Annotated in this window: 25 protein-coding genes; 16 read left to right on the plus strand and 9 right to left on the minus strand. The window is 55.8% G+C overall.

Annotated elements, in window-relative coordinates:
* Positions 1 to 132 precede the first annotated feature (132 nt).
* Together PspS49_RS19810 and PspS49_RS19815 are read right to left on the minus strand one after the other, a co-directional pair.
* Entirely contained in the window at positions 133 to 906 is a 774-nt protein-coding gene (locus tag PspS49_RS19810) for an aldolase (RefSeq protein ID WP_160041149.1), read from the minus strand.
* A 15-nt stretch (positions 907 to 921) separates the two neighbouring features.
* Positions 922 to 1,626 (minus strand): haloacid dehalogenase type II, encoded by a 705-nt coding sequence (locus PspS49_RS19815; RefSeq protein ID WP_160041151.1) that lies wholly within the window; start codon positions 1,624 to 1,626, stop codon positions 922 to 924.
* A 109-nt stretch (positions 1,627 to 1,735) separates the two neighbouring features.
* On the opposite strand from PspS49_RS19815, the gene PspS49_RS19820 reads away from it, so the two are divergent.
* Entirely contained in the window at positions 1,736 to 2,593 is an 858-nt protein-coding gene (locus PspS49_RS19820; protein ID WP_127929106.1) for a LysR substrate-binding domain-containing protein, read from the plus strand.
* An 86-nt stretch (positions 2,594 to 2,679) separates the two neighbouring features.
* Here PspS49_RS19820 and PspS49_RS19825 read toward each other — a convergent pair whose 3' ends face one another.
* Positions 2,680 to 3,345 (minus strand): ribonuclease T2, encoded by a 666-nt coding sequence (locus PspS49_RS19825; RefSeq protein WP_095121098.1) that lies wholly within the window; start codon positions 3,343 to 3,345, stop codon positions 2,680 to 2,682.
* 165 nt (positions 3,346 to 3,510) lie between these two features.
* Here PspS49_RS19825 and PspS49_RS19830 point away from each other — a divergent pair, with 165 nt between their 5' ends.
* The 7 genes from PspS49_RS19830 (at position 3,511) to PspS49_RS19860 (ending at position 9,776) form a co-directional block, all read left to right on the plus strand.
* On the plus strand, positions 3,511 to 3,981 hold the full coding sequence (locus PspS49_RS19830) for a hypothetical protein (protein ID WP_095121097.1): 471 nt from the start codon (positions 3,511 to 3,513) through the stop codon (positions 3,979 to 3,981).
* A 49-nt stretch (positions 3,982 to 4,030) separates the two neighbouring features.
* Positions 4,031 to 4,996: a phospholipase D family protein gene (locus PspS49_RS19835; protein ID WP_160041153.1), complete on the plus strand. Its 966-nt coding sequence runs from the start codon at positions 4,031 to 4,033 to the stop codon at positions 4,994 to 4,996.
* A gap of 73 nt (positions 4,997 to 5,069) precedes the next feature.
* Positions 5,070 to 6,767, plus strand: a complete 1,698-nt coding sequence (locus PspS49_RS19840) for a copper resistance system multicopper oxidase (protein WP_160041155.1) — start codon at positions 5,070 to 5,072, stop codon at positions 6,765 to 6,767.
* A gap of 11 nt (positions 6,768 to 6,778) precedes the next feature.
* Positions 6,779 to 7,648 carry a copper resistance protein B gene (locus PspS49_RS19845; RefSeq protein ID WP_160041157.1) on the plus strand — a complete coding sequence of 290 codons (870 nt, stop codon included), beginning with the start codon at positions 6,779 to 6,781 and terminating at the stop codon, positions 7,646 to 7,648.
* A gap of 29 nt (positions 7,649 to 7,677) precedes the next feature.
* The gene (gene copC / locus PspS49_RS19850) at positions 7,678 to 8,052 is read left to right on the plus strand and encodes a copper homeostasis periplasmic binding protein CopC (RefSeq protein ID WP_137218718.1); all 375 of its coding nucleotides are present in this window, start codon (positions 7,678 to 7,680) and stop codon (positions 8,050 to 8,052) included.
* A gap of 3 nt (positions 8,053 to 8,055) precedes the next feature.
* A complete protein-coding gene (gene copD, locus PspS49_RS19855; protein WP_160041159.1) occupies positions 8,056 to 8,925 on the plus strand; it encodes a copper homeostasis membrane protein CopD in 870 nt (289 codons plus the stop codon).
* Between the two features lie 59 nt (positions 8,926 to 8,984).
* Positions 8,985 to 9,776, plus strand: a complete 792-nt coding sequence (locus PspS49_RS19860) for a transporter substrate-binding domain-containing protein (protein WP_174245071.1) — start codon at positions 8,985 to 8,987, stop codon at positions 9,774 to 9,776.
* A gap of 3 nt (positions 9,777 to 9,779) precedes the next feature.
* On the opposite strand, the gene PspS49_RS19865 is transcribed toward PspS49_RS19860, so the two are convergent.
* Together PspS49_RS19865 and PspS49_RS19870 are read right to left on the minus strand one after the other, a co-directional pair.
* On the minus strand, positions 9,780 to 9,992 hold the full coding sequence (locus PspS49_RS19865) for a hypothetical protein (protein ID WP_038362448.1): 213 nt from the start codon (positions 9,990 to 9,992) through the stop codon (positions 9,780 to 9,782).
* 119 nt (positions 9,993 to 10,111) lie between these two features.
* Positions 10,112 to 10,612, minus strand: coding sequence for an Lrp/AsnC family transcriptional regulator (locus tag PspS49_RS19870; protein ID WP_093433799.1), 501 nt, complete (start codon positions 10,610 to 10,612; stop codon positions 10,112 to 10,114).
* A 119-nt stretch (positions 10,613 to 10,731) separates the two neighbouring features.
* Here PspS49_RS19870 and PspS49_RS19875 point away from each other — a divergent pair, with 119 nt between their 5' ends.
* The 3 genes from PspS49_RS19875 (at position 10,732) to PspS49_RS19885 (ending at position 14,412) form a co-directional block, all read left to right on the plus strand.
* A complete protein-coding gene (locus PspS49_RS19875; protein ID WP_160041163.1) occupies positions 10,732 to 11,766 on the plus strand; it encodes a histone deacetylase family protein in 1,035 nt (344 codons plus the stop codon).
* Positions 11,767 to 11,816: 50 nt separating this feature from the next.
* On the plus strand, positions 11,817 to 12,869 hold the full coding sequence (locus tag PspS49_RS19880) for an ornithine cyclodeaminase (protein WP_160041165.1): 1,053 nt from the start codon (positions 11,817 to 11,819) through the stop codon (positions 12,867 to 12,869).
* A gap of 127 nt (positions 12,870 to 12,996) precedes the next feature.
* The gene (locus tag PspS49_RS19885; RefSeq protein WP_160041167.1) at positions 12,997 to 14,412 is read left to right on the plus strand and encodes an amino acid permease; all 1,416 of its coding nucleotides are present in this window, start codon (positions 12,997 to 12,999) and stop codon (positions 14,410 to 14,412) included.
* A gap of 86 nt (positions 14,413 to 14,498) precedes the next feature.
* Here PspS49_RS19885 and PspS49_RS19890 read toward each other — a convergent pair whose 3' ends face one another.
* Positions 14,499 to 14,861 (minus strand): DUF6124 family protein, encoded by a 363-nt coding sequence (locus tag PspS49_RS19890; RefSeq protein ID WP_160041169.1) that lies wholly within the window; start codon positions 14,859 to 14,861, stop codon positions 14,499 to 14,501.
* A gap of 717 nt (positions 14,862 to 15,578) precedes the next feature.
* Here PspS49_RS19890 and PspS49_RS19895 point away from each other — a divergent pair.
* Positions 15,579 to 16,838, plus strand: coding sequence for a hypothetical protein (locus tag PspS49_RS19895; RefSeq protein WP_160041171.1), 1,260 nt, complete (start codon positions 15,579 to 15,581; stop codon positions 16,836 to 16,838).
* 227 nt (positions 16,839 to 17,065) lie between these two features.
* Here PspS49_RS19895 and PspS49_RS19900 read toward each other — a convergent pair whose 3' ends face one another.
* Both PspS49_RS19900 and PspS49_RS19905 read right to left on the minus strand, forming a co-directional pair.
* On the minus strand, positions 17,066 to 17,512 hold the full coding sequence (locus PspS49_RS19900) for a hypothetical protein (protein WP_160041173.1): 447 nt from the start codon (positions 17,510 to 17,512) through the stop codon (positions 17,066 to 17,068).
* Between the two features lie 3 nt (positions 17,513 to 17,515).
* Entirely contained in the window at positions 17,516 to 18,451 is a 936-nt protein-coding gene (locus tag PspS49_RS19905) for an AAA family ATPase (RefSeq protein ID WP_160041175.1), read from the minus strand.
* A gap of 259 nt (positions 18,452 to 18,710) precedes the next feature.
* On the opposite strand from PspS49_RS19905, the gene dusA reads away from it, so the two are divergent.
* Together dusA and PspS49_RS19915 are read left to right on the plus strand one after the other, a co-directional pair.
* Positions 18,711 to 19,706: a tRNA dihydrouridine(20/20a) synthase DusA gene (dusA, locus tag PspS49_RS19910; protein WP_160041177.1), complete on the plus strand. Its 996-nt coding sequence runs from the start codon at positions 18,711 to 18,713 to the stop codon at positions 19,704 to 19,706.
* A 27-nt stretch (positions 19,707 to 19,733) separates the two neighbouring features.
* Complete coding sequence (locus tag PspS49_RS19915; RefSeq protein ID WP_238786295.1) at positions 19,734 to 20,153, plus strand: DUF2388 domain-containing protein; 420 nt, start codon at positions 19,734 to 19,736, stop codon at positions 20,151 to 20,153.
* On the opposite strand, the gene PspS49_RS19920 is transcribed toward PspS49_RS19915, so the two are convergent.
* The gene (locus tag PspS49_RS19920; protein ID WP_160041179.1) at positions 20,154 to 20,987 is read right to left on the minus strand and encodes an undecaprenyl-diphosphate phosphatase; all 834 of its coding nucleotides are present in this window, start codon (positions 20,985 to 20,987) and stop codon (positions 20,154 to 20,156) included.
* Between the two features lie 585 nt (positions 20,988 to 21,572).
* Between PspS49_RS19920 and PspS49_RS19925 the strand changes: the two genes are divergently transcribed.
* Both PspS49_RS19925 and PspS49_RS19930 read left to right on the plus strand, forming a co-directional pair.
* Complete coding sequence (locus PspS49_RS19925) at positions 21,573 to 22,313, plus strand: winged helix-turn-helix domain-containing protein (protein WP_160041181.1); 741 nt, start codon at positions 21,573 to 21,575, stop codon at positions 22,311 to 22,313.
* 279 nt (positions 22,314 to 22,592) lie between these two features.
* The gene (locus PspS49_RS19930) at positions 22,593 to 23,225 is read left to right on the plus strand and encodes a winged helix-turn-helix domain-containing protein (protein WP_150751270.1); all 633 of its coding nucleotides are present in this window, start codon (positions 22,593 to 22,595) and stop codon (positions 23,223 to 23,225) included.
* The last annotated feature ends 201 nt before the right edge of the window (positions 23,226 to 23,426 follow it).

Here is a 23,426-nt window from a genome sequence, read left to right on the forward strand (position 1 = left end):
CTTATGTTTGTGAGCGTAGCCCACCGGGATGTACGGGGCAAACGCCCTGGTCCCGCCCAGTTATATCGGCGCGCAGCGAGATAGGATGATCGCTGTTCGTCGATTTATTTTCGATTGCCTCTTTAGGGTTAGTCAGTTGTGAAGGGCCAGGCGCCGTATCGCACTGTGCAGATGCGCCCGCGCACTTTGCGCATCGCCCTCGCGCATCTGCTCACAGGCCCGTTGCGCAATGGCATGAGGCACAGGCTTCAGTTCCCGTTGCGTGGCCATCGCCAGCAGTTGCACCTGGGCGGCGCGCTCCAGGTAATAGAGGTCATCCCAGGCTTCGGCGATGGTCGGGGCGGCGACGATCACGCCGTGGTTTTTCAGGAACAGAATGTCGGCGTCGCCCATGACTTTGGCAATCCGGTCACCTTCGGATTCGTCCAGCGCCAGGCCGTTGTAATCCTCGTCCACCGCCGTGCGCCCATAGAACTTCAGCGCGGTCTGCCCCAACCACAACAGCGGCGGACCTTGCAGCAGACACAACGCCGTGGCGTGGGGCATGTGCGTGTGAAACGCGACTTTCACCCGGGGCAGTTGCTTATGCAGACGCGCGTGAATGTAGAACGCCGTGGCTTCCGGCTGGCCTTCGCCCGCCACCACGTTGCCCTCGAAGTCACAGACCAGCAGGTTCTGCGCGGTGATTTCGGCAAAGGCATAACCGTAGGGATTGACCAGAAACAGATCATCATGCCCCGGTAGCATCGCCGAAAAGTGATTGCAGATGCCCTCCTCCAGGCCGTGCAGCGCGGCCAGTTGAAAGCACGCTGCGAGTTCGTTGCGGGCGGTGATGATCGCTTCCGTGTCGAGGTTCAGCGCTGTCGGACGTGATGCCCGAGCACTGGCAGTCAGGGTGTGAGCCATGACGATTCTCCGTGATTACCAACCGAGGGATTTGAACAGCGGCAGCACTTGATCGAGGCTGTTGAGGATCGCGTCGGGGCGATAGTCCGGCAGCAACTGGCGACCGGTGCCGCGATCGATCCACACACAGCGAAAGCCCATGTCCCGCGCGGCCGTGTGGTCGAGCATCGGGCTGGCACAGATATGCACCACTTCTGCGCGGCTGACGCCCAACTGCTCATGAGCGTAGTCGAACAGCCGTGGCGCCGGTTTGTAGGCGCCGGCCTGCTGTGCGGTGATCACCCGGTCGATGTAACCACCGAGTTGCGCGACGTTGCCGGCAATGATGTCGTCGTCGGTGTTGGAGACGATGCACAGTTTGAAACCCATGTTTTTCAATTCACCCAGGGTCTCGATCACCTCGGCAAACGGCGGCATTTTCGGGATGGCGGCGGCCAGACGCTGGCTGTCTTCGGGCAGGCTGGGCAGGCCCAATTCTTCCAGGGCCAATTGCAGGCCGAGGGTGCTTAGCTCGCGGAACGAACGGTGCGGCGGGGTCTGTTCGAGGCGATGTTCGTGGCGGTCATAGACGTCGATCAGCTGCCCGACATCGATCTGATGCTCGCCCTTCTCGCTGAGAATTTCCCCGACGACGGCTTTGAGGCCTTCGTCCCATTGAATCAACGTGCCGTAGCAATCGAAGGTCAGCCATTGCGGGCGTGGTGTGTGAGTCAGTGTCATTGGTCGAGTCCTCCGGGGTAAGGACTTCAGCTTATGAGCGCCCGGTGATAGTGTGAAATTAAATAAATAGCCAATCGTCAGTTGAATAACCACTATCGAGAGCACCGCCATGCTGGATCTGGAACTGCTGAAAACATTTGTCTGCGTGGTCGACGAAGGCAGCTTCACCCGCGCCGCCGATCGCGTGCACCGCACCCAGTCGACGGTCAGCCAGCAGGTGCGCAAACTCGAAGAGCTGGTCGGCCACGCTTTGCTGCTGCGCGACCGTACCGGGCTGAATGTCGCCGTCACCGAACACGGCGAACTGCTGATCCACTATGCGCGGCGTTTGCTGGCGCTTTCGGCAGAAGCCACTGAAGCGCTGGCCAGTGACCTCGACCTGGAAATCCTCCGTATCGGCATGCCGGAAGACTTCGACGCGCGGCGCATGGCGCTGATCCTTGCTGGCTTCACCCGCAGCCATCCGCAAGCACGGCTGGAAACCCTCAGCGGCATGAGCCTCGATCTGCGCCAACGCCTCGATGCCGGCGACATCGACATCGCTCTGATCAAACGCGAACCCGACAGCGGCCCCGCGTGGGCGACCTGGCCGGAACGACTGGTGTGGGTCAAAGGTGCGGAGTTTGATTCGTCCACTGGCGTGTTGCCGTTGGCGTTGTTTCCGCAAGGCTGTCTGTATCGGCAGCGCGCCATTCGTTTGCTCGATGTTGCCCAGCGCCCCTGGCGGGTCGCGTTCGGCAGCCACAGCCTGACCGGGATTCAAGCAGCGGTGGCCTCAGGGTTGGGAGTGTCGGTGCTGCCGATGTCGGCGGTGTTGCCTGAGCATCTGGTGTGTACGGATCTGCCGGAACTGGCGCCGACGGAATTGGCGTTGGTCAGTCGTGAGGGTGTGTTAAGCGGGTTACAGCGCGGTCTGGTGGAGTTTTTGCGTGGGGAGTTGGGGGTGGATGCCGCTGGATTTGCCTGATAGCTCAGGCTTGTCGAAACCCCTGTGGCGAGAGAGCTTGCTCCCTCGCCACAGAGTCAGTGTGGTCCTTTCGACCTCGAGTCAGATCAACGCGACGGCGGCACCCGGATATCCCCCGCGCGGCACTGGGTTTTCACACCCTTGCCACAGGCGCCGAACTGCAGATCCTTGCCCATGCACACGCGTACTTCCGACAACTCCGGGCCACTGCAAATGACAGCGATGCCATCCGCCGGAATGCCCGGGTTGGCCTTGCGGAACAGGTCGGCGATTTCCTGGGCTTCGAAGTAATAGGAACTGCTGAACGGTTGCAGTTCATCGGGGATTTTCACCGCCGCCACGGCTTTGTCCGCTTCATCCAGATAGCCCATCGCGCCGAGGCCGCTGCAGGTGCCGTGCTTGGCCCATTCGTGGTCGAGCAGTTTTTTCGTCGGGAACAGCGTCAGGCCCTGGCTGGTTTGCGCCGCGTTCAGCGTGGTCAGCGGTGGGCAGGATTCCGGCCAGCCGCCCTTGGCGTATTGCGGCCACAAACCGTGCAGCACGAAGCCGTAGCCCTTGCCCGTGCACTGCGAGTCGTCCTTGTGGGTCAGACAAAAGGTCGGCGACCAGGACAACGCCAGCAGGTAGTAATCGAACACCCCCGCCACCGATTCCGCCTGGGCCTTGCTCGACTGCGATTGGCGCGCCGAACTCAAACCGATGCTACCGGCCGTCAGCGCAATCACTGCCAAAATTGTAAACAGCTTTTTCATCTACCCGCTCCTTGGGACGCCTGCGTCCGTGGTTTTCAATCCTGACCCGACTTGGCCAGCGCTGATTTCGACACGCTTGTGTTGCAAGCGCATGACGCAAGGCAACGCCGTACACAGTTGAAAGGTCTACGATTAACAGGCAGACATCAAACCAAGGGATTCGAAATGAGTAAAGCAGACGAACTCGCCGCCAAACTCAAGCAAACCCGGCACACCCACGCGGATGCCGCGCTGGAGATCGATTGCTGGCCGGCGCAGGTGTACGACCTGTACCACCGCATCGAGGCGTGGTTGCAGCCGGTCACCGAAGTCGGCCTGAAGATTCGCCGCAATCCGACCCACGTTTGCGAAACCTCACCCGATGGTGAGCCTCACGATTACGCCATCGACCAACTGGTGATCGAAGCCAATGATCGAAGCCTGACATTTGATCCCATCGCACGGTTTACCGAGGATGGCGCCGGCCGGGTGCAGATCACCCTGGAAGACAGGAACACCTATCTGCTGCGCACCGTTGATGAACACCATGAGAGCCACTGGTGGTTGCAAACCGTCGAAACCGGTCAGGAGCTGGATGCGATTGCGCTGACCGAGAACAACTTGTTGCAGGTAGTGCAGGAAGGGCTTGGCCTCTAGGGTCAACAACTCCGGCAGAATTTCTTTTAACCCTCTCAGAGTTGTACTGATGACACGATTGATTCAAAACCAGCAACAACTCGCTCAATGGGCGCGCGAAGTCAAAGGTTCACTGGATATTGCCGTAGCCTTTTGGGGCGAAGGCGCCATTTCGGAACTGGGTCTTGATCAACGCCAGGGGGACGTCCGTATTCTGCTTGATCTGTCCGCGGGGGCAACCAACCCCGCAGTGGTAAGACATCTGCTCCAACTGCATCCAGAGAAAGTTCGCAGCCTCCCCCGACTCCATGCCAAGGCTTATATTGGCGAAAACGAATTGATCGCAGGGAGCGCCAATGCGTCAGCCAATGGCTTGGGCATTGAGGGTCAGGCAGCCAATCACTGGATTGAACTCGGCATCCTCACAGACGATACAGTGGCGTTACAGGACGCCAAGCGCTGGTTCAGTGAACGCTGGTCTGAGGCGCGGACCATCGATGTCGGCAGTGACTACTTCAAACGTGTCGAAGCGGCTTGGGCAGCTCGGCAAAAATTCCGGCAGGTGCAAGACACCCAGCCTGACTCGCTGATCGCGGCGGCAATTAAAAACCCTGAAGCTTTCGGCTCAGAACGCTGGTTTGTCACTGTCGACATTCACGATATGTCCACCAAAGGCAAAAAGGCTCTGGCGCAAAAGTCGAAGGAACTGGGGCAACCAGCATTTGGCTGGGAGAGCTGGAGCGATATCCCGCAGAATGCACACTTCATCAGCTTCCATCACGATGGGGAGCAGTTCTGTTTTGCTGAAGAGGACGGTGCCAATGAACCCGTCTTTTACTCGGCTGCCGGCCAACCCGAGTTCATGCAGTATGTGAGCGCCAGTCATATTCCAGGTTTCAAAAACAACCTGGGAGCGCTGCACGAATGGCTACCGCTGTTACACAAAGCCAAAGCGAGCACTTCCAACTGGAAGTCCGAGGGTGGAATGTGCATGGATCTCGGGACGTTTGCCGCGTTAAACCTGTCAAAACTGTAATCCCCGCCTCAGCCAACTGAAAGCCGGCGCTGGTTAGCCTTCCCGTCATGAGTCAAACGGGGATTTCCAGCGCATGCCTTCCAACCCATCACGACGTACCTTCGTCAAAGGCCTCGCCGCCGGCAGCCTGCTCGGTGGCCTCGGCCTGTGGCGCACGCCGGTCTGGGCGCTGAATGCGCCCGGTCAATTGCATGAACTGAGCGGCAGCGACTTCGAACTGTTCATCGGCGAAACCCCGGTCAACTTCACCGGCAACCCACGCACGGCGATGACCATCAACGGCAGCCTGCCCGGCCCGCTGCTGCGCTGGCGCGAAGGCGACACGGTGACGCTGCGGGTGCGCAACCGGCTCAGCGCCAGCACCTCGATTCACTGGCACGGGATTCTGCTGCCGGCGAACATGGACGGCGTACCCGGCCTGAGTTTTCACGGCATCGAACCGGGTGGCGTGTACGTCTATCAATTCATGGTGCGGCAGAACGGCACCTACTGGTATCACAGCCATTCCGGGTTGCAGGAACAGGCCGGCGTTTACGGCCCGCTGGTGATCGACGCCAAGGAACCGGAGCCGTTCCAGTACGACCGCGAGTTCGTGGTGATGCTCAGCGACTGGAGCGACGAAGACCCGACCAGCCTGATCAAGACCCTGAAAAAACAGTCCGACTACTACAACTTCGACAAACGCACCGTCGGCGATTTCATCAACGATGTCAGCGAGAAAGGCTGGGGCGCCACCGTTGCCGATCGCAAGATGTGGGCAGAAATGAACATGAATCCCACCGACATTGCCGACGTCAGTGGCGCCACCTACACCTTTCTCATGAATGGCCACGCGCCGGACGACAACTGGACCGGCCTGTTTCGTCCCGGTGAAAAACTGCGTCTGCGCCTGATCAACGGCTCGGCGATGACCTACTTCGATGTGCGCATTCCCGGACTGAAAATGACCGTGGTCGCGGCGGATGGCTTGCACGTCAAACCGATCAGCGTCGATGAACTGCGCATCGCCGTGGCCGAGACTTACGACGTCATCGTCGAGCCGGATGCCGAGGCGTACACCCTGTTTGCCCAGGCCATGGATCGAACCGGTTATGCCCGTGGCACCCTCGCCCCTCGCGCCGGGTTATCTGCGCCCGTACCGGGTCTGGACCCGCGCCCACTGGTGACCATGGACGATATGGGCATGGGCGGCATGGATCACGGTTCGATGGACATGAGCGCCATGGATCACTCGACGATGGGCCCGATGCAATCCCATCCCGACAGCGAAAAAGACAATCCTCTGGTGGACATGCAAGCCATGACCACCGCGCCAAAACTCGACGATCCCGGCCTCGGTCTGCGCAACAACGGCCGTCGCGTGCTCACCTACGCCGACCTGCGCAGCACCTTCGAAGACCCGGATGGCCGCGATCCGAGCCGCACGGTCGAACTGCACCTGACCGGCCACATGGAGAAATTCGCCTGGTCGTTCAACGGCATCAAATTCTCCGACGCCGAGCCTTTACGCCTGAAATACGGCGAGCGCATCCGCCTGGTGCTGGTCAACGACACGATGATGACCCACCCGATTCACCTGCACGGCATGTGGAGCGATCTGGAAGATGAAAAAGGCGACTTCCAGGTGCGCAAACACACCATCGATATGCCGCCCGGCACGCGCCGCAGTTATCGCGTCACCGCCGACGCACTCGGCCGCTGGGCCTATCACTGTCACCTGCTGTACCACATGGAAACGGGCATGTTCCGCGAAGTGCGGGTGGAAGAATGAAGGGGCCGCTGATGACTCGATTTACCGCTTTTTCCTTGTTGCTGATCGGCAGTTCGGCAATGGCCGCCGGCGACATGCCGGGCATGGATCACAGCCAGATGTCCGGCATGGATCATTCCGCGATGCAAAGCATGGACGACGGCATGATGCAGCCCGCCGCGCCGACCGAAAGCCGCACGCCGATCCCGCCACTGACCGACGCCGACCGTGCCGCCGTGTTCACCAGCCCCGGCGGTCATCGAGTCCACGACAACGCGATCAACACGTACTTCCTCGCCGACAAACTCGAATGGCAGGACGCCGATGACGGCAGCGCATTGGCTTGGGATCTGTCCGGCTGGATCGGTGGCGACATTGATCGCCTGTGGCTGCGCTCCGAAGGTGAACGCAGCAACGGCAAGACCGAAGACGCCGAGATTCAAGCACTCTGGGGCCATGCGATATCGCCGTGGTGGGACGTGGTCAGCGGCGTGCGTCAGGACTTCAAACCCGGCGCACCACAGACCTGGGCCGCGTTCGGCCTGCAGGGCATGGCGCTGTACAACTTCGAAGCCGAGGCCACGGCGTTTATCGGTGAAGGTGGCCAGAGCGCGCTGCGGTTCGAGGGTGACTACGACATCCTGCTGACCAATCGCCTGATCCTGCAGCCCACCGCTGAACTCAATGTCTACGGCAAAAACGATGCGCAACGCGGTATCGGTTCCGGGCTTTCCAACAGCGAAGTCGGCTTGCGCTTGCGCTATGAAATCCGCCGCGAATTTGCGCCGTACATCGGCGTGACGTGGAACCGTACCTACGGCAACACCGCCGATTACGCCCGCGCAGAAGGCGAGGATCGCAGCGAAGCGCGCCTCGTCCTCGGCGTGCGGCTGTGGTTCTGAATCCCCTAAAAAAAAACCGGAGCTCTTGCATGCGCACCTTGAACATCACCCTTGTACTCGCCAGCGGCTTGCTCCTGAGCAGCCTCGCCCAAGCCCACCCGAAACTGCTCTCGTCGAGCCCGGCCGAAGGTGCCGACGGCGCCGCGCCCGGCAAGATCGAACTGCATTTTTCCGAGAACCTGCTGACAAAATTCTCCGGCGCCAAACTGGTCATGACCGAAATGCCCGGCATGGCCCATTCGCCGATGCCGATGAAAGCCAAAGTCAGCGCCGGCAGCGACCCGAAAAGCATGCTGATCACCCCGCTCGCACCGCTGCCCGCCGGCACCTATCAAGTCCAATGGCGCGCGGTGTCTTCCGACACGCATCCGATCACCGGCAACGTCACCTTCAAAGTGAAGTGAGCGATGGCTGACCTGATCAACATCGTCCTGCGGTTTGCGTTGTATGTGGATTTGCTGCTGGTGTTCGGGCTGGCGTTGTTTGCGCTGTACAGCGCTGATGCGTTGCTGCGGTGTCGACCGCTGTTGCGGGGGATGGCCTTGATCGGGGCGCTGCTGTCAGTGGCGGGATTGGTGCTGATGACCCGCGCCATGAGCGGCGAAACGGCGCTCGCGGCGCTGTGGCCGCACCTGCAAATGATGCTGCTGGAAACCGACGTCGGGCTGGCGTGGGCAGTGCGGATGATCGCGCTGATCGTGGTGTTGATCAGGCCGGGCGCGTGGCTCGCATCGGTGGCTGGCGCCATCGCCCTCGCCTCTTTGGCCTGGAGCGGACACGGGGCGATGGACGAAGGAACACTGCGGTTCTGGCATTTTCTCAGCGACATTCTGCACCTGCTCGCGGCGGGCGCGTGGCTGGGTGCGATGCTGGCGCTGGTGTTGATGGCGCGGGGGCCGCTCGATGAAGCTCGCATTCGTTCGCTGGCGTTTGCGGTTCGGCGCTTTGAGTGGATCGGTGCAGCGATTGTGCTGACGCTGTCGATCAGCGGCGTGGTGAATTATCTGTTCATCGTCGGCCCGAGGCTGGATGAAGTCTTGCTCGGCACTTACGGGGTGCTGCTCGCGATCAAGGTTTTACTGTTTGCCGGGATGTTGGTATTGGCGGCGTTGAACCGCTTTCATCTTGGTCCGGCGTTGGCGCAAGCGTTGAGCAATGGACACTCTGTCATCGCGGCAAATGCGCTAAGACGCAGCGTTGTCGTTGAACTGGCAATCGCACTGCTGATCGTGGCGCTGGTGGCGTGGCTAGGCACGTTAAGCCCGGAAGCAGGGTGACACCCGGGAAAGCCTTTCACTACACTGGGCCACCGTCCTTCTCAGAAGCCCCGATCGCAATGACAACACTAAAAAGCACGATGATCCTCTGCGGCCTGCTGACCCTGGCCGCCGGCGCCCATGCCGAGCAAACCCCTTCGCACCTCGACAGCATCCAGCAACAAGGCCAGTTGCGCGTGTGCACCACCGGCGACTACAAGCCCTACACCTTCAAACGCCCCGACGGCGATTTCGAAGGCATCGACATCGCCATGGCGCGCTCGCTGGCCGACAGCCTCGGCGTCAAAGTGCAATGGGTGCAAACCACCTGGAAAACCCTGATGCCGGACATGCAGGCCGGCAAATGCGACATCGGCATGGGCGGCATTTCGGTGACCCTCGAAAGGCAGAAAAAAGCCTACTTCAGCAACACCCTCGACACCGACGGCAAGATCCCGCTGGTGCGCTGCGCCGATATCAGCAAGTACCAGACGGTCGAACAGATCAACCAGCCCAACGTACGCCTGGTCGAACCCGCCGGCGGCACCAACGAAGCCTTCGTCCACGCCTTCCTGCCCAAGGCGCAACTGGCCCTGCACGACAACGTGACGATCTTCCAGCAACTGCTCGACAATAAAGCCGATGTGATGATCACCGACGCCTCGGAAGCGCTGTATCAGCAGAAACTCAAACCGGGCTTGTGTGCGGTGAATCCGCATCAGTACATGCAATATGGCGAGAAGGCTTACCTGCTGCCGCGCGATGACATCAGCTGGAAACTGTATGTCGATCAGTGGCTGCATCTGAGCAAAGTCACCGGCAAGTATCAGCAAACCCTGAGCGAATGGATCGCCGTACCTGCCGCGCAGTAATCCTTAATCGTCATGCAGCATGCCGGAGCTGTACTGATTGAGGCTGCTGCCGATACTGTTGCCACCGAACTTCAACGTATTGGCGTTGCGCCCCTCCGGCGACTGACAGTCGCTGGAGAAACAACGGGTGGTGGTCAAACCACCCGCGCCGGAACAGGCACTCAACACCGATACTGCAGCAGCGATCAACAGCACTTTGACGACATTCAGGCGCATGGCACGATTCCCCTCGGGATGAACAGCGACGATCTTGTCTCAGCAGACTAGGCCTGCTTCGCACGCGGCAAGATGAAACTTTGCTGATCGACAGCAGCGGTTCAGCATTGCCCGCCCGTTCAATCCTTTCCCGGTTTAGGGATTGCAATCCGGCTACCGGTCTTGACCTCGCGCAACGCCAGGCTGGACTGAATGGAGGCAATCCCCACCTGACGCCTGAGCACCTGCTCGATGAAGTCGCTGTAGCTATCAAGATCCTCCGCCAGCACCTGCAACACATAATCGGCATCGCCGGTGATCTTGTGACAGGCCACCACCTGCGGCAATTGCGCAATCACCGCCTCGAAGGCGTCCGGTGCGTGGTCGGCGTGGGTGGAAAAACGAATGTGCACGAACGCCATGATATCCAGCCCGAGCATTCGCCGATCAAGGTTGGCCTGATAGCCCTTGATCACCCCGGCCTCCTCCATGCGCTTGCGCCGTCGCCAGCACGGCGTAAGGCTCAGCGACAGCCGCTCACTGAGTTCAGCGTTGGAAATACTGGCGTCTTCCTGCAACAACTCAAGAATCGCCAGGTCGGTTTCGTCGAGACTGATGCGTTTGGATATTTTTTTCTGCACGACGCCATTCCTGAGTAAAAACGCCCGAATAATCCACTGAATCCCGAACACAAAGCAAAGATAGCGCAGCCAAGCCGGAACAGAATATTTGCACTGGCTCACAATAACGGATGCGCAGAATGTTTACAGTTTTCAGTGATTCCCACCGTTTGCACCACGGCACCGAATTGAAGGACGGCGTGCTCAAACCCTCGTTCGAACAACCGAGTCGGGCCGACACCGTGCACAACCGGGTCAAACAGGTCGGCCTCGGGCAGATCGTCGAACCGCGCGCGTTTGACCGCTCGTGCTACGTCAACGCACACAGCGAGCGCTACGTCAGTTTTCTCGAAACTGCCTGGGGCGAATGGTGCGCAACCGGTCGCACTCACGACGCCTTGCCGCTGGTCTGGCCGGTGCGCGATCTGGCCAACGAAGAGGTGCCGACGTTCATCGACGGCAAGCTCGGCTTCTATGCCATGGATGCCGGCTCACCGATCACCGCGACGACCTGGCAAGCGGTGAAAACCAGCGCCGACATCGCCCTCACCGGCCTGGCCCTGCTCGATGAAGGCCACGACAGCGCCTTCGCCCTGTGCCGCCCGCCCGGCCATCACGCCGCACGCGAATACATGGGTGGTTATTGCTACCTCAACAACGCCGCCATTGCCGCGCAACAAGCCATCACCCAGGGCGCCAAACGTGTCGCGGTGCTGGATGTCGACTTCCATCACGGCAACGGCACGCAGAACATTTTTTACCAGCGCAGCGACGTCATGTTCGTCTCGCTGCACGGTGAACCCGCGGTGTCCTATCCGTACTTCTCGGGTTACAGCCACGAAGTCGGCGCGGGTGTCGGCGAGGGTTACAACCTCAACTATCCCCTGCCGAAAAACACCACCTGGGAGAGCTATCGCAACGCCCTGCTCCACGCCTGCAAAAAACTCCAGCAGTTTGCGCCTGAAGTGCTGGTGATTTCCCTCGGTGTCGACACGTTCAAGGACGACCCCATCAGCCATTTCCTGCTGGAAAGCGAGGACTTCATCGGCATCGGTGAACTGATCGCCAGCGTCGGCTGCCCGACCCTGTTCGTCATGGAGGGCGGCTACATGGTCGATGAAATCGGCATCAATGCCGTCAACGTGCTGCACGGTTTCGAGAGCAAACGCAGCTGAGCGAGCCCGCGCTCTACAACCTTTCAATGACTGGATCGGAGAACAAGAACATGACGCTTTTTATTGATGTCGATGAGGCTGCACGCCTGTTCACCCAAGTCGGTATCCGCCGCGCCATCCGCGAAATGGCCGGCTACATCGAAGCGGACTACGCACGCTGGGCGCAGTTTGATAAATCGCCGCGCACGGCCAATCACTCGGCGGACGGCGTGATCGAGCTGATGCCCACCGACGACGGCCAGCAGTACTCATTCAAATACGTGAATGGCCACCCGAACAACGGCCAGCAGGATTTGCTCACGGTCATGGCTTTCGGTCTTCTGGCGGATGTGCAGAGTGGCTATCCGACGCTGCTCAGCGAACTGACCTTGACCACCGCCGTGCGCACCGCAGCCACCTCCGCGCTGGTGGCGCAATCGCTGGCTCGCCCGGATTCGACCTCGATGGCCCTGATCGGCAACGGTGCGCAAAGTGAATTTCAGGCGCTGGCCTTTCATGAAATGTTGGGCATCAACGAAATCCGCATCTTCGATATCGATCGCGACGCTTCACTCAAGTTAAAGCACAACCTCGCGGCGTTCCCGGACATCGAAGTGATTCTGGCCGGCTCGGTGAAGGACGCGGTCAAGGGCGCGGACATCGTCACCACGGTCACCGCCGACAAAGCCTACGCAACCATTCTGACGCCGGAGATGATCGAGCCCGGCATGCACATCAACGCGGTCGGGGGTGACTGCCCGGGTAAAACCGAACTGCACGCCGACATCCTGCGCAACGCCCGGGTCATCGTCGAGTTCGAGCCGCAAACGCGCATTGAAGGCGACATTCAGCAACTGGAAGGCGATTCCCCGGTGGTCGAGTTTTTCCGCATTGTGCAGGGCGAAGTCGCCGGACGCGAAAACGATGCGCAGGTGACGGTATTCGATTCGGTGGGTTTTGCCCTGGAAGACTTTTCCTCACTGCGCTACTTCAACGACCTGGCTCAGGCGCAGCAAATCGGCCAACGCATCCACCTGGTGCCGACGCCAGCCAACATCAAAAACCTCTTCCAACTGCTCGATCCGCAACCCACCAAAGCCTCGCGTCTGCGGACCGTCAGTTGATGGGTAATGACCGCCCCCAAGCCACAGGGGGCGACTCACCTTGTGATTAGCCGCAGCACCTCTAACAAGAACGCTCGACACCTACTTTCTGCCAAAACTCAAAAACATAAAATCAAGAGGTTTTGCAATGAAATCGACCCCTTCCGGGCTGCCTGAACAGCCCGCGCTGCAGCGCACGCTCAGCAATCGTCACATCCAGTTAATGGCCATGGGCGGTGCCATCGGCACCGGCCTGTTCATGGGCTCCGGGAAGATCATCGCCCTCTCCGGGACGTCGATCATCCTCATCTACATGATCATCGGCCTGTTCGTGTTTTTCGTCATGCGCGCCATGGGCGAAATGCTCCTGTCCAACCTCAACTTCAAAACCTTCGCCGACTTCGCCGGCGCCTACCTCGGCCCGCGCGCGGCGTTCTTCCTCGGCTGGTCGTACTGGCTGAGCTGGAGCGTCGCGGTGATCGGCGACGCCGTCGTGGTCGGCGGATTCTTCCAGTACTGGTTCCCCGACGTACCGGCGTGGATACCCGCCGTCGGCATGCTGGCGACCCTGTTCGCCCTCAACGTACTGACCGTCAGGCTGTTCGGTGAAGTGGAATTCTGGTTCGCGATCATCAAGATCATTGCCGTCGTGACCCTGATCGGCGTCAGCACCGTGCTGATTGCCAGCTCGTTCGTCTCGCCCAGTGGCGTCACCGCGTCCCTGAGTCACCTGGTGGACAAACAGGCCGCGTTCCCTAACGGCTTGTTCGGCTTCTTCGCCGGATTTCAAATGGCGATCTTCTCCTTCGCCGGCACCGAACTGATCGGCACCGCCGCCGCCGAAACCCGCTCGCCAGAGAAGACCCTGCCCAAAGCAATCAACTCGATTCCGCTGCGGATCATCCTGTTCTACGTCCTCGCGCTGACCTGCATTATTGCCGTGACCTCGTGGCAACAGGTCTCCCCAGTCAAAAGCCCCTTCGTCGAACTGTTCCTCGTCGCCGGTTTCCCCGCTGCGGCCGGCATCGTCAACTTCGTGGTCCTGACCTCGGCGGCCTCCTCGGCCAACAGCGGGGTGTTTTCATCGAGCCGCATGCTGTTCGGACTGGCCAACCAGGACAACGCACCTGGCATATTCCGCCGACTGTCGAGCAACAGCGTGCCGCTGCTGAGCCTGGCGTTCACCACGTTGTTGATGCTGGTCGGCGTGCTGGTGCTGTTCATCGTGCCGGAAGTCATGACCGCATTCACCATCGTCTCCACCGTGTCGGCGATTCTGGTGATCTTCACCTGGTCGACCATCCTCGCGTCTTACATCGCCTACCGGAAAAAACGTCCGGATCTGCATGCGAAGTCGGCTTACAAGATGCCCGGCGGCGTGCCGATGGCTTGGTTCTCGTTGGCGTTTTTGGGATTTGTGCTGGGGTTGCTGGCGTTGAGGCCTGATACGCGGATTGCGTTGATGGTCATGCCGGGGTGGTTTGTTTGGTTGGGGATTGCTTATCAACTGACGCGGTTGAGGAAGCCGAAGTCTGCGGTTGAGTCGGCGGGTCAGTTTGGTTAGATCTGCGAGCGAAAGCCGTCACCCTAAAGTGACGGCTTTTTGTTTTCAGTGAACGAGCATTTCACCTGCCCATGGCGGGACAGGCTTCACGCCTTCACCTCAACGTTATCCAACGCCTGATTCACCGCCAGCTCCCCCAACATCACCACCTGCGCGATCCCCAGCGCGGTTTTGCGGTGTGAGGGATCGAGTACTGCGGCGAAGTTGTTGAGCATTTCCGAGGCGGAACTCAGCGTTTCACTGGCATTGGCCAATAGGGATTCGGAGTCGTACTTGGGGTTGGCGAGATACATGCGCTCGGGCTCGTTGACGCTGGCCATGATGTGGCTGGTGGGAAGGAGATAGTGATCGAGCGCGCGCTCGGCGGCTTCGTGGAGTTCTTTGGAGTTGAGGGATTCGTAGGGGGATGCGGGATCGGTTTCTGGTGGGTTGGGCGTTACTTTGAACATAGATGGAACCTCTAGCGCGATTACTAAAAGGAGCCATCACCCACGCTACCAAACGATGGGTGGCGGCCATACGCGGGTTGGTAGACCGGTCGCACTAGAACCCGGCGCCCACGAATGGGCCCCACGCATGACCACCATGAAATCCGAGTCCTAGGGAAGCGACTGAAATTGGTGATGCGATGCATCTAGACACGAAGCGGGCTACCAAACCCGATCACTGGGTTTCAGTGATGTGGGGACGATAGAACGTGCGGGCTAGACGCACAAGCCGGCGGATTCTGTCTTAGGTGTAGGGGGTGGCGCAAGGGAGTGTAGGCTCAGGACTGCAGCAACAGGCTTAATTTAAACAGACGCGTTTTTTCTGTTTGGAAAGGCTCTACGAGCAAGGTGATCGATTCAAAACTGTGCAAAGAGCACTGCGTTCCGTTTTCAAGCGCTGCCCGTTACTCCGATGATGGATTGGACGTGTTTCTCTTATAGGCCTTGATTTATAAGGCATCCAGCCACATCTTGAAATAGCCGTACCATTTCCGCACCGCCAACGCTCTAAATCTCTTACTTTTTAAACAATAGATGTCGCCTGATGTGCCTTAAGAAGGCAAAATGCTACCCATCCTGAGATATCACCAGATCCGTACAATCTATTTCTCCGGCCGAACCGATTCATCAAATACCACCTCGTTCGAGCCGATATGAATTTATATTTGTGAGCACTAAATGAATATTTTCGATTACAACGAACTTGAAATTGCCGAGCTTATCGCCATTACTCTTCGCTGCGAGGTAGCAATTGAGAGCGGTAATGCCACATACAAAATTAGAGATCGTGAATATATACTTCCTTTAAGCTCAATCGTTACAGCCATGACTTCAATTGCAAAAAAATCTGTGAGCGATGAAACAGCACTTCATTCAGAAAACGAATATGAAATTATAGTCCACGTCGAAAGCCCGCAGCCCTTTTCAATGCGCAGCGAGCCTTTAATACTAGAAGACACCGACACTCAGGTTACATATGAAATTTCCGGATCTAGCGAAGAATATCTAATCTGGCTTATTTGCTCTGCGAACAAGAGCGGATCACTACGCGATCTTATATCAGGCCCCCTTGGTCGAGATAGGTTGATCCGACTCTCAGACGACACAAGTGCGCTAGATGCCCTAAGAACAGTCTTAGGACGCCAATTAACCTTAAAAATACAGTCAACCCACAAAACAAACATCAAACGTTTTCAGTCTCTGTCAAACTCACTATTGTTCCATCTAGCCTACAACCTAGATCTAGCTGTAGTACCACAAAGATTTTTATTAGAAATATCTAGACGTGGCCGAATTACTCGCATGCGGCGCTCAGCCATAAGTGAAATGGATCCACCCCGCCGCGTATACAATGAAGATCTAGTCAATCACTATGTATTGGGAATCTCTACAGACAACCCAACTGTACAATTCCTTTCTTTCTATCATGTTTTAGAGCACTTCTTTGAATCCGTATTCAACGACGAACTAATCGAAAACATAAAAACAGCAATAACACAACCTAGCTTCTCATACAAAAGAAAAAAAGATATTGCAGGACTGGTTACCACCATCAAGAAAAACTTGCAAATTCGTAGTGAAACCATAACTTTTAGCGAGTTTCAAGCGCTATGCATCACGCTGACAAGATTCATGGAAAAGCAAGAAATCGTTGATAAGCTCAATGAATATGATGCTTCACTCGTAGAATACTACAAGAACGAACAAGTTAATTTTTCAAATGGATCCAAAGTCAACCTTAGTTCTACCGAAAACGAAACAATAATAAAAAATCTAGCCGGCCGAATATACTCAACAAGAAATGCATTAGTTCATAGCAAAGATGGGGATAGAGCGAAATACACACCTTTCCGAGATGAACGATTTTTAGTTAAAGAAATTCCGCTTCTTCGCTTTATTTCTGAGTCAGTAATACTTGCAGTTTCGGAACTCTCATAAAAAGCACCCCTTCCATGACCATCTGCCGGCGCCCACTTCATACAAGAAAGTATTAACATAACAAGGCGCCCAACTTCACCACTAACGGAGTTGGGCTCCTTTTATTGAAAAAGGGGGGACGGATTTGTTTACTGCCAAGCCCCATCCATCTAAATAAATCCGTCACCTTTTGCCTTTTTTAAAACGGTCACAGTTAAACGCTGCAACCGTCTCAATCAGAATTGCAATCAGTCAGAACTATCTTTTGATGGCTCAGCCGCAAGAGCTACGGAGCTATGTTTTCTATAACCTTGAATTGCTTCTGATCTTTTTCTCGCCCCAACTGTAGCCTCTACAATTTTCTCGGCCAATCCGTCAACCTTATCGGTCTTTAAGACGGGAACATCCAAAAGTCGTGCGATACTATCTAAGCTTTTTTTAGTTCTAAAATTGGAATTTAGAAATGCCAGAGCCTGATCTCTACTCTCGGTAGAAATCAGCTTTTCAGCCAAATCCCTAATATTCTCTTTTGAAACTTCGACTTCAGGAGCCCCTTTACCTCGACGACGCAAAAACTTCACTTCCACGGAATACGTTTCGTCTGCAAGCTTGAGCAAATCGTCGTCACTTAAAGATGCTATAGCCTCTGCATAACGACGTAATGCAAATGCTAAATCGTATCTCTCCTTCACCATTACTTACACCTCCTCCAAAGTACCCTCAAACTCTTCAACAAACTGCCCCAACTCCTCAACTATGTTCGCATAGGTTCCAGCAGAATGATATTGCAGCACTGCAGGAATCAAGCTTTCAGGCGCACTCGCAAACATTGTCTTGTTTTCTCTGAAAAATTTTTCATACGTAAAAATACCAGAACGTTTCGTCTGAGCAATATACTGACGCTGAGCAGATATTGGCATACCGCTTGTAATTTGAATCATTGTAAAAACAACACCAAGTATTTCCGGCGAAATATTTCCAACCTTCGAATCCATGTTTGCATATTCATTAAACTCTCGCACCAACTGATCAACACTTTGGCGAAGATAGTCTATACCTAACGTTGACAGATAGTCTGGCTTCGCCGGAATCAATATTTTCTGACTAGCCACAATCGCATTTTTTGTTACAATATTAAAATTGGGAGGGCAATCAATTAACAAAACGTCGTAATCTGATTCCCGCTCCAATCTTTCGATCGCGTCACGCAACTTCCCGTGAACCTTTATATAGTTCAGCTTAGACTGTTGAAGATTAGCGCCTCCCAGTAGGGTTGCCAGCTCCAAATCAACATTAATCAAGCCCAAGTGCGAACATATTAAATCTATCTGCCCAGTAGATCTGGCACGTTTCAAGTATGCATTTACATGCGGAGGTGAAATAATAAATTTATTTAGAGGAGGAGGCTCTTTTCCTTGAGAAATTGCGTCAAACCAAGACTTAATAGTAAGAGACTCTTTGTATTTTTCATCCCATACATCCGGCTGAACAAATGAAAACGTCAAACTTGCCTGCGCATCCGTATCAAGCAAGAGCACCTTCTTTCCTTTGAAAGCCAACTCTGCCGCTATATTCGATGTAACCGTTGTTTTTCCAACACCACCTTTATAATTAATAACCGCAACCACATCCATTCTTTGCTCCTTGCAACTCAGTTGCACACGCGATGTCACCACGACATCATCCCTGTGTAAGCTAGCAGCTTTTATACTTAAAAATCTAATTGAAATATATCTCATTGAAAATTAAAGAATAAATATTTTCTTCAAAGTATGGGTCGGTCCATCAGGTTTTCCTAAAATCATCAGCAAATCCAGTTGCAAGACTCATCTGAGTACTCGTGCTCATTCTGATAAACTCCCCACCCTGCCTCCACTAACACCAGAACCGCCAATGCCCCCTATCATCGCCACACCCGCCCCACTCTCCCGCCGCTTCTCCGTCGCTCCGATGATGGATTGGACTGACCGCCATTGCCGTTTCTTCCTACGCCTCCTATCGAAGAACGCGCTCCTCTACACCGAAATGGTCACCACCGGCGCGCTGCTCAACGGCGATCACGAGCGTTTCCTACGTCACAACGAAGCCGAGCATCCTCTCGCGTTGCAGTTAGGCGGTAGCGTTCCGTTGGATCTGGCAGCCTGCGCGCGCATGGCTCAGGAACACGGCTACGACGAGGTCAACCTGAACGTCGGCTGCCCAAGCGATCGTGTGCAGAACAACATGATCGGCGCCTGCCTGATGGGTCATCCGCAACTGGTGGCGGATTGTGTGAAGGCGATGCAAGACGCAGTGACGATTCCAGTGACGGTAAAGCACCGCATCGGCATCAACGGTCGGGACAGTTACGCGGAGCTGTGTGATTTCGTCGGCACCGTCCGCGATGCCGGGTGCACCAGTTTTACCGTGCATGCGCGGATTGCGATTCTGGAGGGGTTGTCGCCGAAGGAGAATCGTGACATTCCGCCGTTGCGCTATGACGTGGCGGCGCAGCTGAAGGCGGATTTTCCGGCGTTGGAGATTGTGCTGAATGGCGGGATCAAGACGATGGAGGCTTGCCATGAGCATTTGCAGACATTCGACGGTGTGATGTTGGGGCGTGAGGCTTATCACAATCCGTATTTGCTGGCGGAGGTGGATCAGCAGTTGTTTGGTAGTTTAGCGCCGGTGATCAGTCGGGCTGAGGCGTTGGCGCAGTTGCGTCCTTATATAGCCGAGCATTTGCTGGCCGGTGGCGCGATGCATCACATCACGCGGCATGTGTTGGGCCTGGGCACGGGGTTCCCGGGGGCGCGGAAATTCCGTCAGTTGTTGTCGGTGGATATTCACAAGGCCAAGGATCCGTTGGCGTTGCTGGATCAGGCGGCTGAGTTGCTTGAAGGTCGTTGATTGAAGTTTTGAGTGTGCGGGCGACGCATGAGTGTTGCCCGCTGTTTTGTTGTACTGACAGGATGTCTTTCGTTTATGCCCGCGTTTAGTTTTTCTGCTTTCAAGCGTTACGCCTTTCTTGCCTTGTTCAGCTTCACTTCCGACGTTTATGCGCACTGCGATGGCTTTTGCATGGGCCGTACCGATACGCCGTGGGAGGTGACGCAGTTTTCCGGCCTGTCGATCATGGTGCTGTTGCTGACGCCCTTCTCTGCCACCAATAACACCACGGAAAGCTTTAAACGCGTTTACTCCGCCGAGGAGCAAGAAGATGCGCGACTCTATCTCGCCAGCGACGGCATGCTGCAGGCTGCGTATTTCACGTCGGCCTTGCAGCGCTATCGCCAGGAGTCGCCGGATTCGGCGTTAAACGATCTCGCCGTTGCGGCGTTGATCAGCGCTCAGTGATCAGGCGGCCGCTGCTGCGGTCCAGTTCACCCAGCCAAACAGCCACGTTGCCAGAATCAACAAACCAAACGCGATCCGGTACCAGGCGAACGCGGCGTAGCTGTGGTTGGCAATAAACTTGAGCAAGCCACGCACGGCGATCATCGCGAAGATGAACGCGGTGACGAAGCCGAGGGCGAAGACTGGCAGGTCGTTGGGCTGGAACAGGTCGCGGTATTTGTAGCCGGAGTACACGGCGGCGCCGACCATGGTCGGCATGGCGAGGAAGAACGAGAACTCGGTGGCGGCTTTGCGCGACAGGCCGAAGAGCAGGCCGCCGATGATGGTCGAACCGGAGCGCGAGGTGCCGGGAATCATCGCCAGGCATTGTACGAAACCGACCTTCAGTGCGTGAGACCAGCGCATGTCGTCGACGTGTTCGACGCTGATCACATGGCTGCGCTGTTCGGCCCACAACATGATGATGCCGCCGACGACCAGTGCCACGGCGACGGTGATCGGGTTGAACAGGTATTCGTGGATCGCATCGGCGAACAACACGCCCAGGACCACGGCGGGCAGAAAGGCGATCAGCAAGTTGACGGTGAAGCGTTGTGCATTAGGTTCGGTGGGCAGGCCTTTGATGATTTCGAAGATCTTCGGTCGAAACTCCCAGACAACGGCAAGAATGGCACCCAGTTGAATAATGATGTTGAAGGCCATGGCGCGTTCGCCGCCGAACTCCAGCAAGTCGGCTACGATGATCTGGTGGCCGGTACTCGAGATCGGCAAGAACTCGGTCAAGCCTTCTACCGCACCTAATATCAACACCTGGAAAAGGGTCCAGAAATCCATTAATCCTCCGTCAGAGCGCTCTTGGCGAGCGACCGGGTAATAACACTCAGGGGTTGAGTATCTGAAGTTACACAATTGGCGTATATGAAGATCAAAAGATCGCAGCCTTCGGCAGCTCCTACAGGAGAATGCATTTCAAATGTAGTAGCTGCCGAAGGTTCGGGCCGCGATCGGACGATCTTTTGATCTCAAAGAATAGGTCTTATGAATTGCCACACTCAAGCCATGTTAATAATCGTCGGCTGACGAACTACGCAGGAAATATTTAGTCCTTCTGCAGAAAAAAGTTGCTCCGACAATAAAGTGTGATCAATATCACATTATCCTGAGATGGCCAGACAGTGGCAGATAGACATAGACAAAGCCATCGCAATAAGCTCAAAATAGTGGCACCATTGCATATCGCCACCATCTAAGCAGTAGTTCACCCCTCCGAGAAAATCAACTAAAAGCTTGAAAAGCTTAATTATTGTTAGAAAACTCGCGAGACACGTCTAAAATCCGCGCAAATGTTACCAATTGTCAGTCACAGATGAGAACCGGTGCTTTAACATCCCGATGTCAGCACTTAATTCGAGTCAATGCATGATGCTCTCAGGGAACTTAGCGACTAGAAGTCCGCGCCCGACAAACGACGAACCTGGTGTTCTTACTCTGGGTCGTACCCGTGGCGTGGCTGAACATTTCAAAGCGCTAGTCGCCCAGCATTTATGCACTGATATGGCGCTCGAAGCCGATGCGTACACTAGTTCATATCAGTTGAATGAACAGTCTGGTTCGTATCGAGCGATATTCCTGGTGATCGACAGCCCACAGGCCCTCGAAGACAATCTTGCACTGGTCGAGAATCTGCGCAGCGACAACTTGAAACCGATCATTTGTGCGGTCATCACCGGTCGTGGCGCCTTCAACAAGATCAAATATTATCTGGCTGGCGCGGATGTTTGTATCAAGCTCAATACCCTTTCCGACGATGGCGCCGAGTTGCTGGGCGAGTTCTTCAACAGTGAAGAATGGCAACGCGATATCAACCTGACGCTTGATCCGACGCGCATCTGCCTGATGGACACCCACCGGAAACTCGACATCTCGTTTGCCGAAATGAAGATCCTCGAAGCCTTCGCGCAAACCAGCAATCACATTCTGAGCCATGATGAAATCGCCAGCATCATGGGCCTCAACAGCAATTTCTACGACCCTCGAGCACTGGAAAAATCGATCAGTCGCTTGCGTGGAAAAATCAAGGAGATGTATGGTACAAACGCGATTCAGAGTATTCGCGGCTATGGCTATCGCCTGCTGCGGGGTCTGATATCGACTGCCTGACTCTCGGGCAGCCATCCCATTTGCATACGTACGAAGGATCGTCTGATGCAACCATATAGCTCCAGTTCTGCTTCACGCCTGTTTGAAATCAAGCAATTGAATGAGCGCGACAACACGACCCATAACAATAAAACTCCATAACATAGCAGCAGTTCGAGTGGAATTTATCGAGGGCCATTCTTGGGCCCAGACCCTGCCTATCGATTACTTCCGAGGAAGTCATTGCTCGCCTGCCGATTTTTCTTTTAGCCAATTTTGGTATGTATTTAGGAGAGAGACATGGAAACTAGTACAACCCTCCCAAGGAAATATTTTGTTGTCGTGACTCACAGTACAACGTCGCAACGCGAACTGGAGAGCATGCTGTCCAGTGAACGTTTCAATTCGTTTGAAGGGGTTGATTCGCCCTCTTCCGCTCCAATGGTGATGGAGTTCACATATCCAGGCATTAGTCGGAAAAATGTCGCGCGCAGTATCGAACACGATACTCAGCGAATATTGGCCACGCTTGAGTCCGAGTGGCTGGCAGCGCAATCGGCCAATCCTTTCCAGAATGTCCCGGCCATTACCGGTGAAACCCGCAACATGCCTCCTGCCGTTGAAGGTGATATGCCTGGCAATGAAACCTGGCATCTTGACCCTGACCAGGGTGCATTGATGAAAGAAGGTGTCGAGATCAGTCTGACGGGCCTGGAAACAGCACTGGTCAGGAAAATGCTCAGCCATGAAGAGCGTGTTGTCAGCCGTGACGAGCTGATTCTCAGCATCGGTCGCGAGCCTGAACAATATCGCGGCCTGGAAATGTGCCTGAGTCGTTTGCAAGATAAATTCAAAAGCGCCAGTCAAGGTGAGCGACTGTTTCGTGCCGTCAGAAACCGCGGTTATTGCCTGATTCAGGAAATCGTCGCATAACCACGAAAACCTCCACGAACAGAACAAACAGATAAAAGTGCGATTACAAAAACAACAAGAGCACTCTGTTTGGCTTCATCTTCCTCCCTGAAATCAAAAACTCCCTGCCTCCACCCCTCCAACAGTAACAAATACAACATCATTAATTCACCCCCTCCTCTGCGACCTTTTCTAACAGTCTTATATTTAATTATTAAAAAG

Origin of the sequence: Pseudomonas sp. S49, from assembly GCF_009866785.1 — a bacterium.
GTDB lineage: Bacteria > Pseudomonadota > Gammaproteobacteria > Pseudomonadales > Pseudomonadaceae > Aquipseudomonas.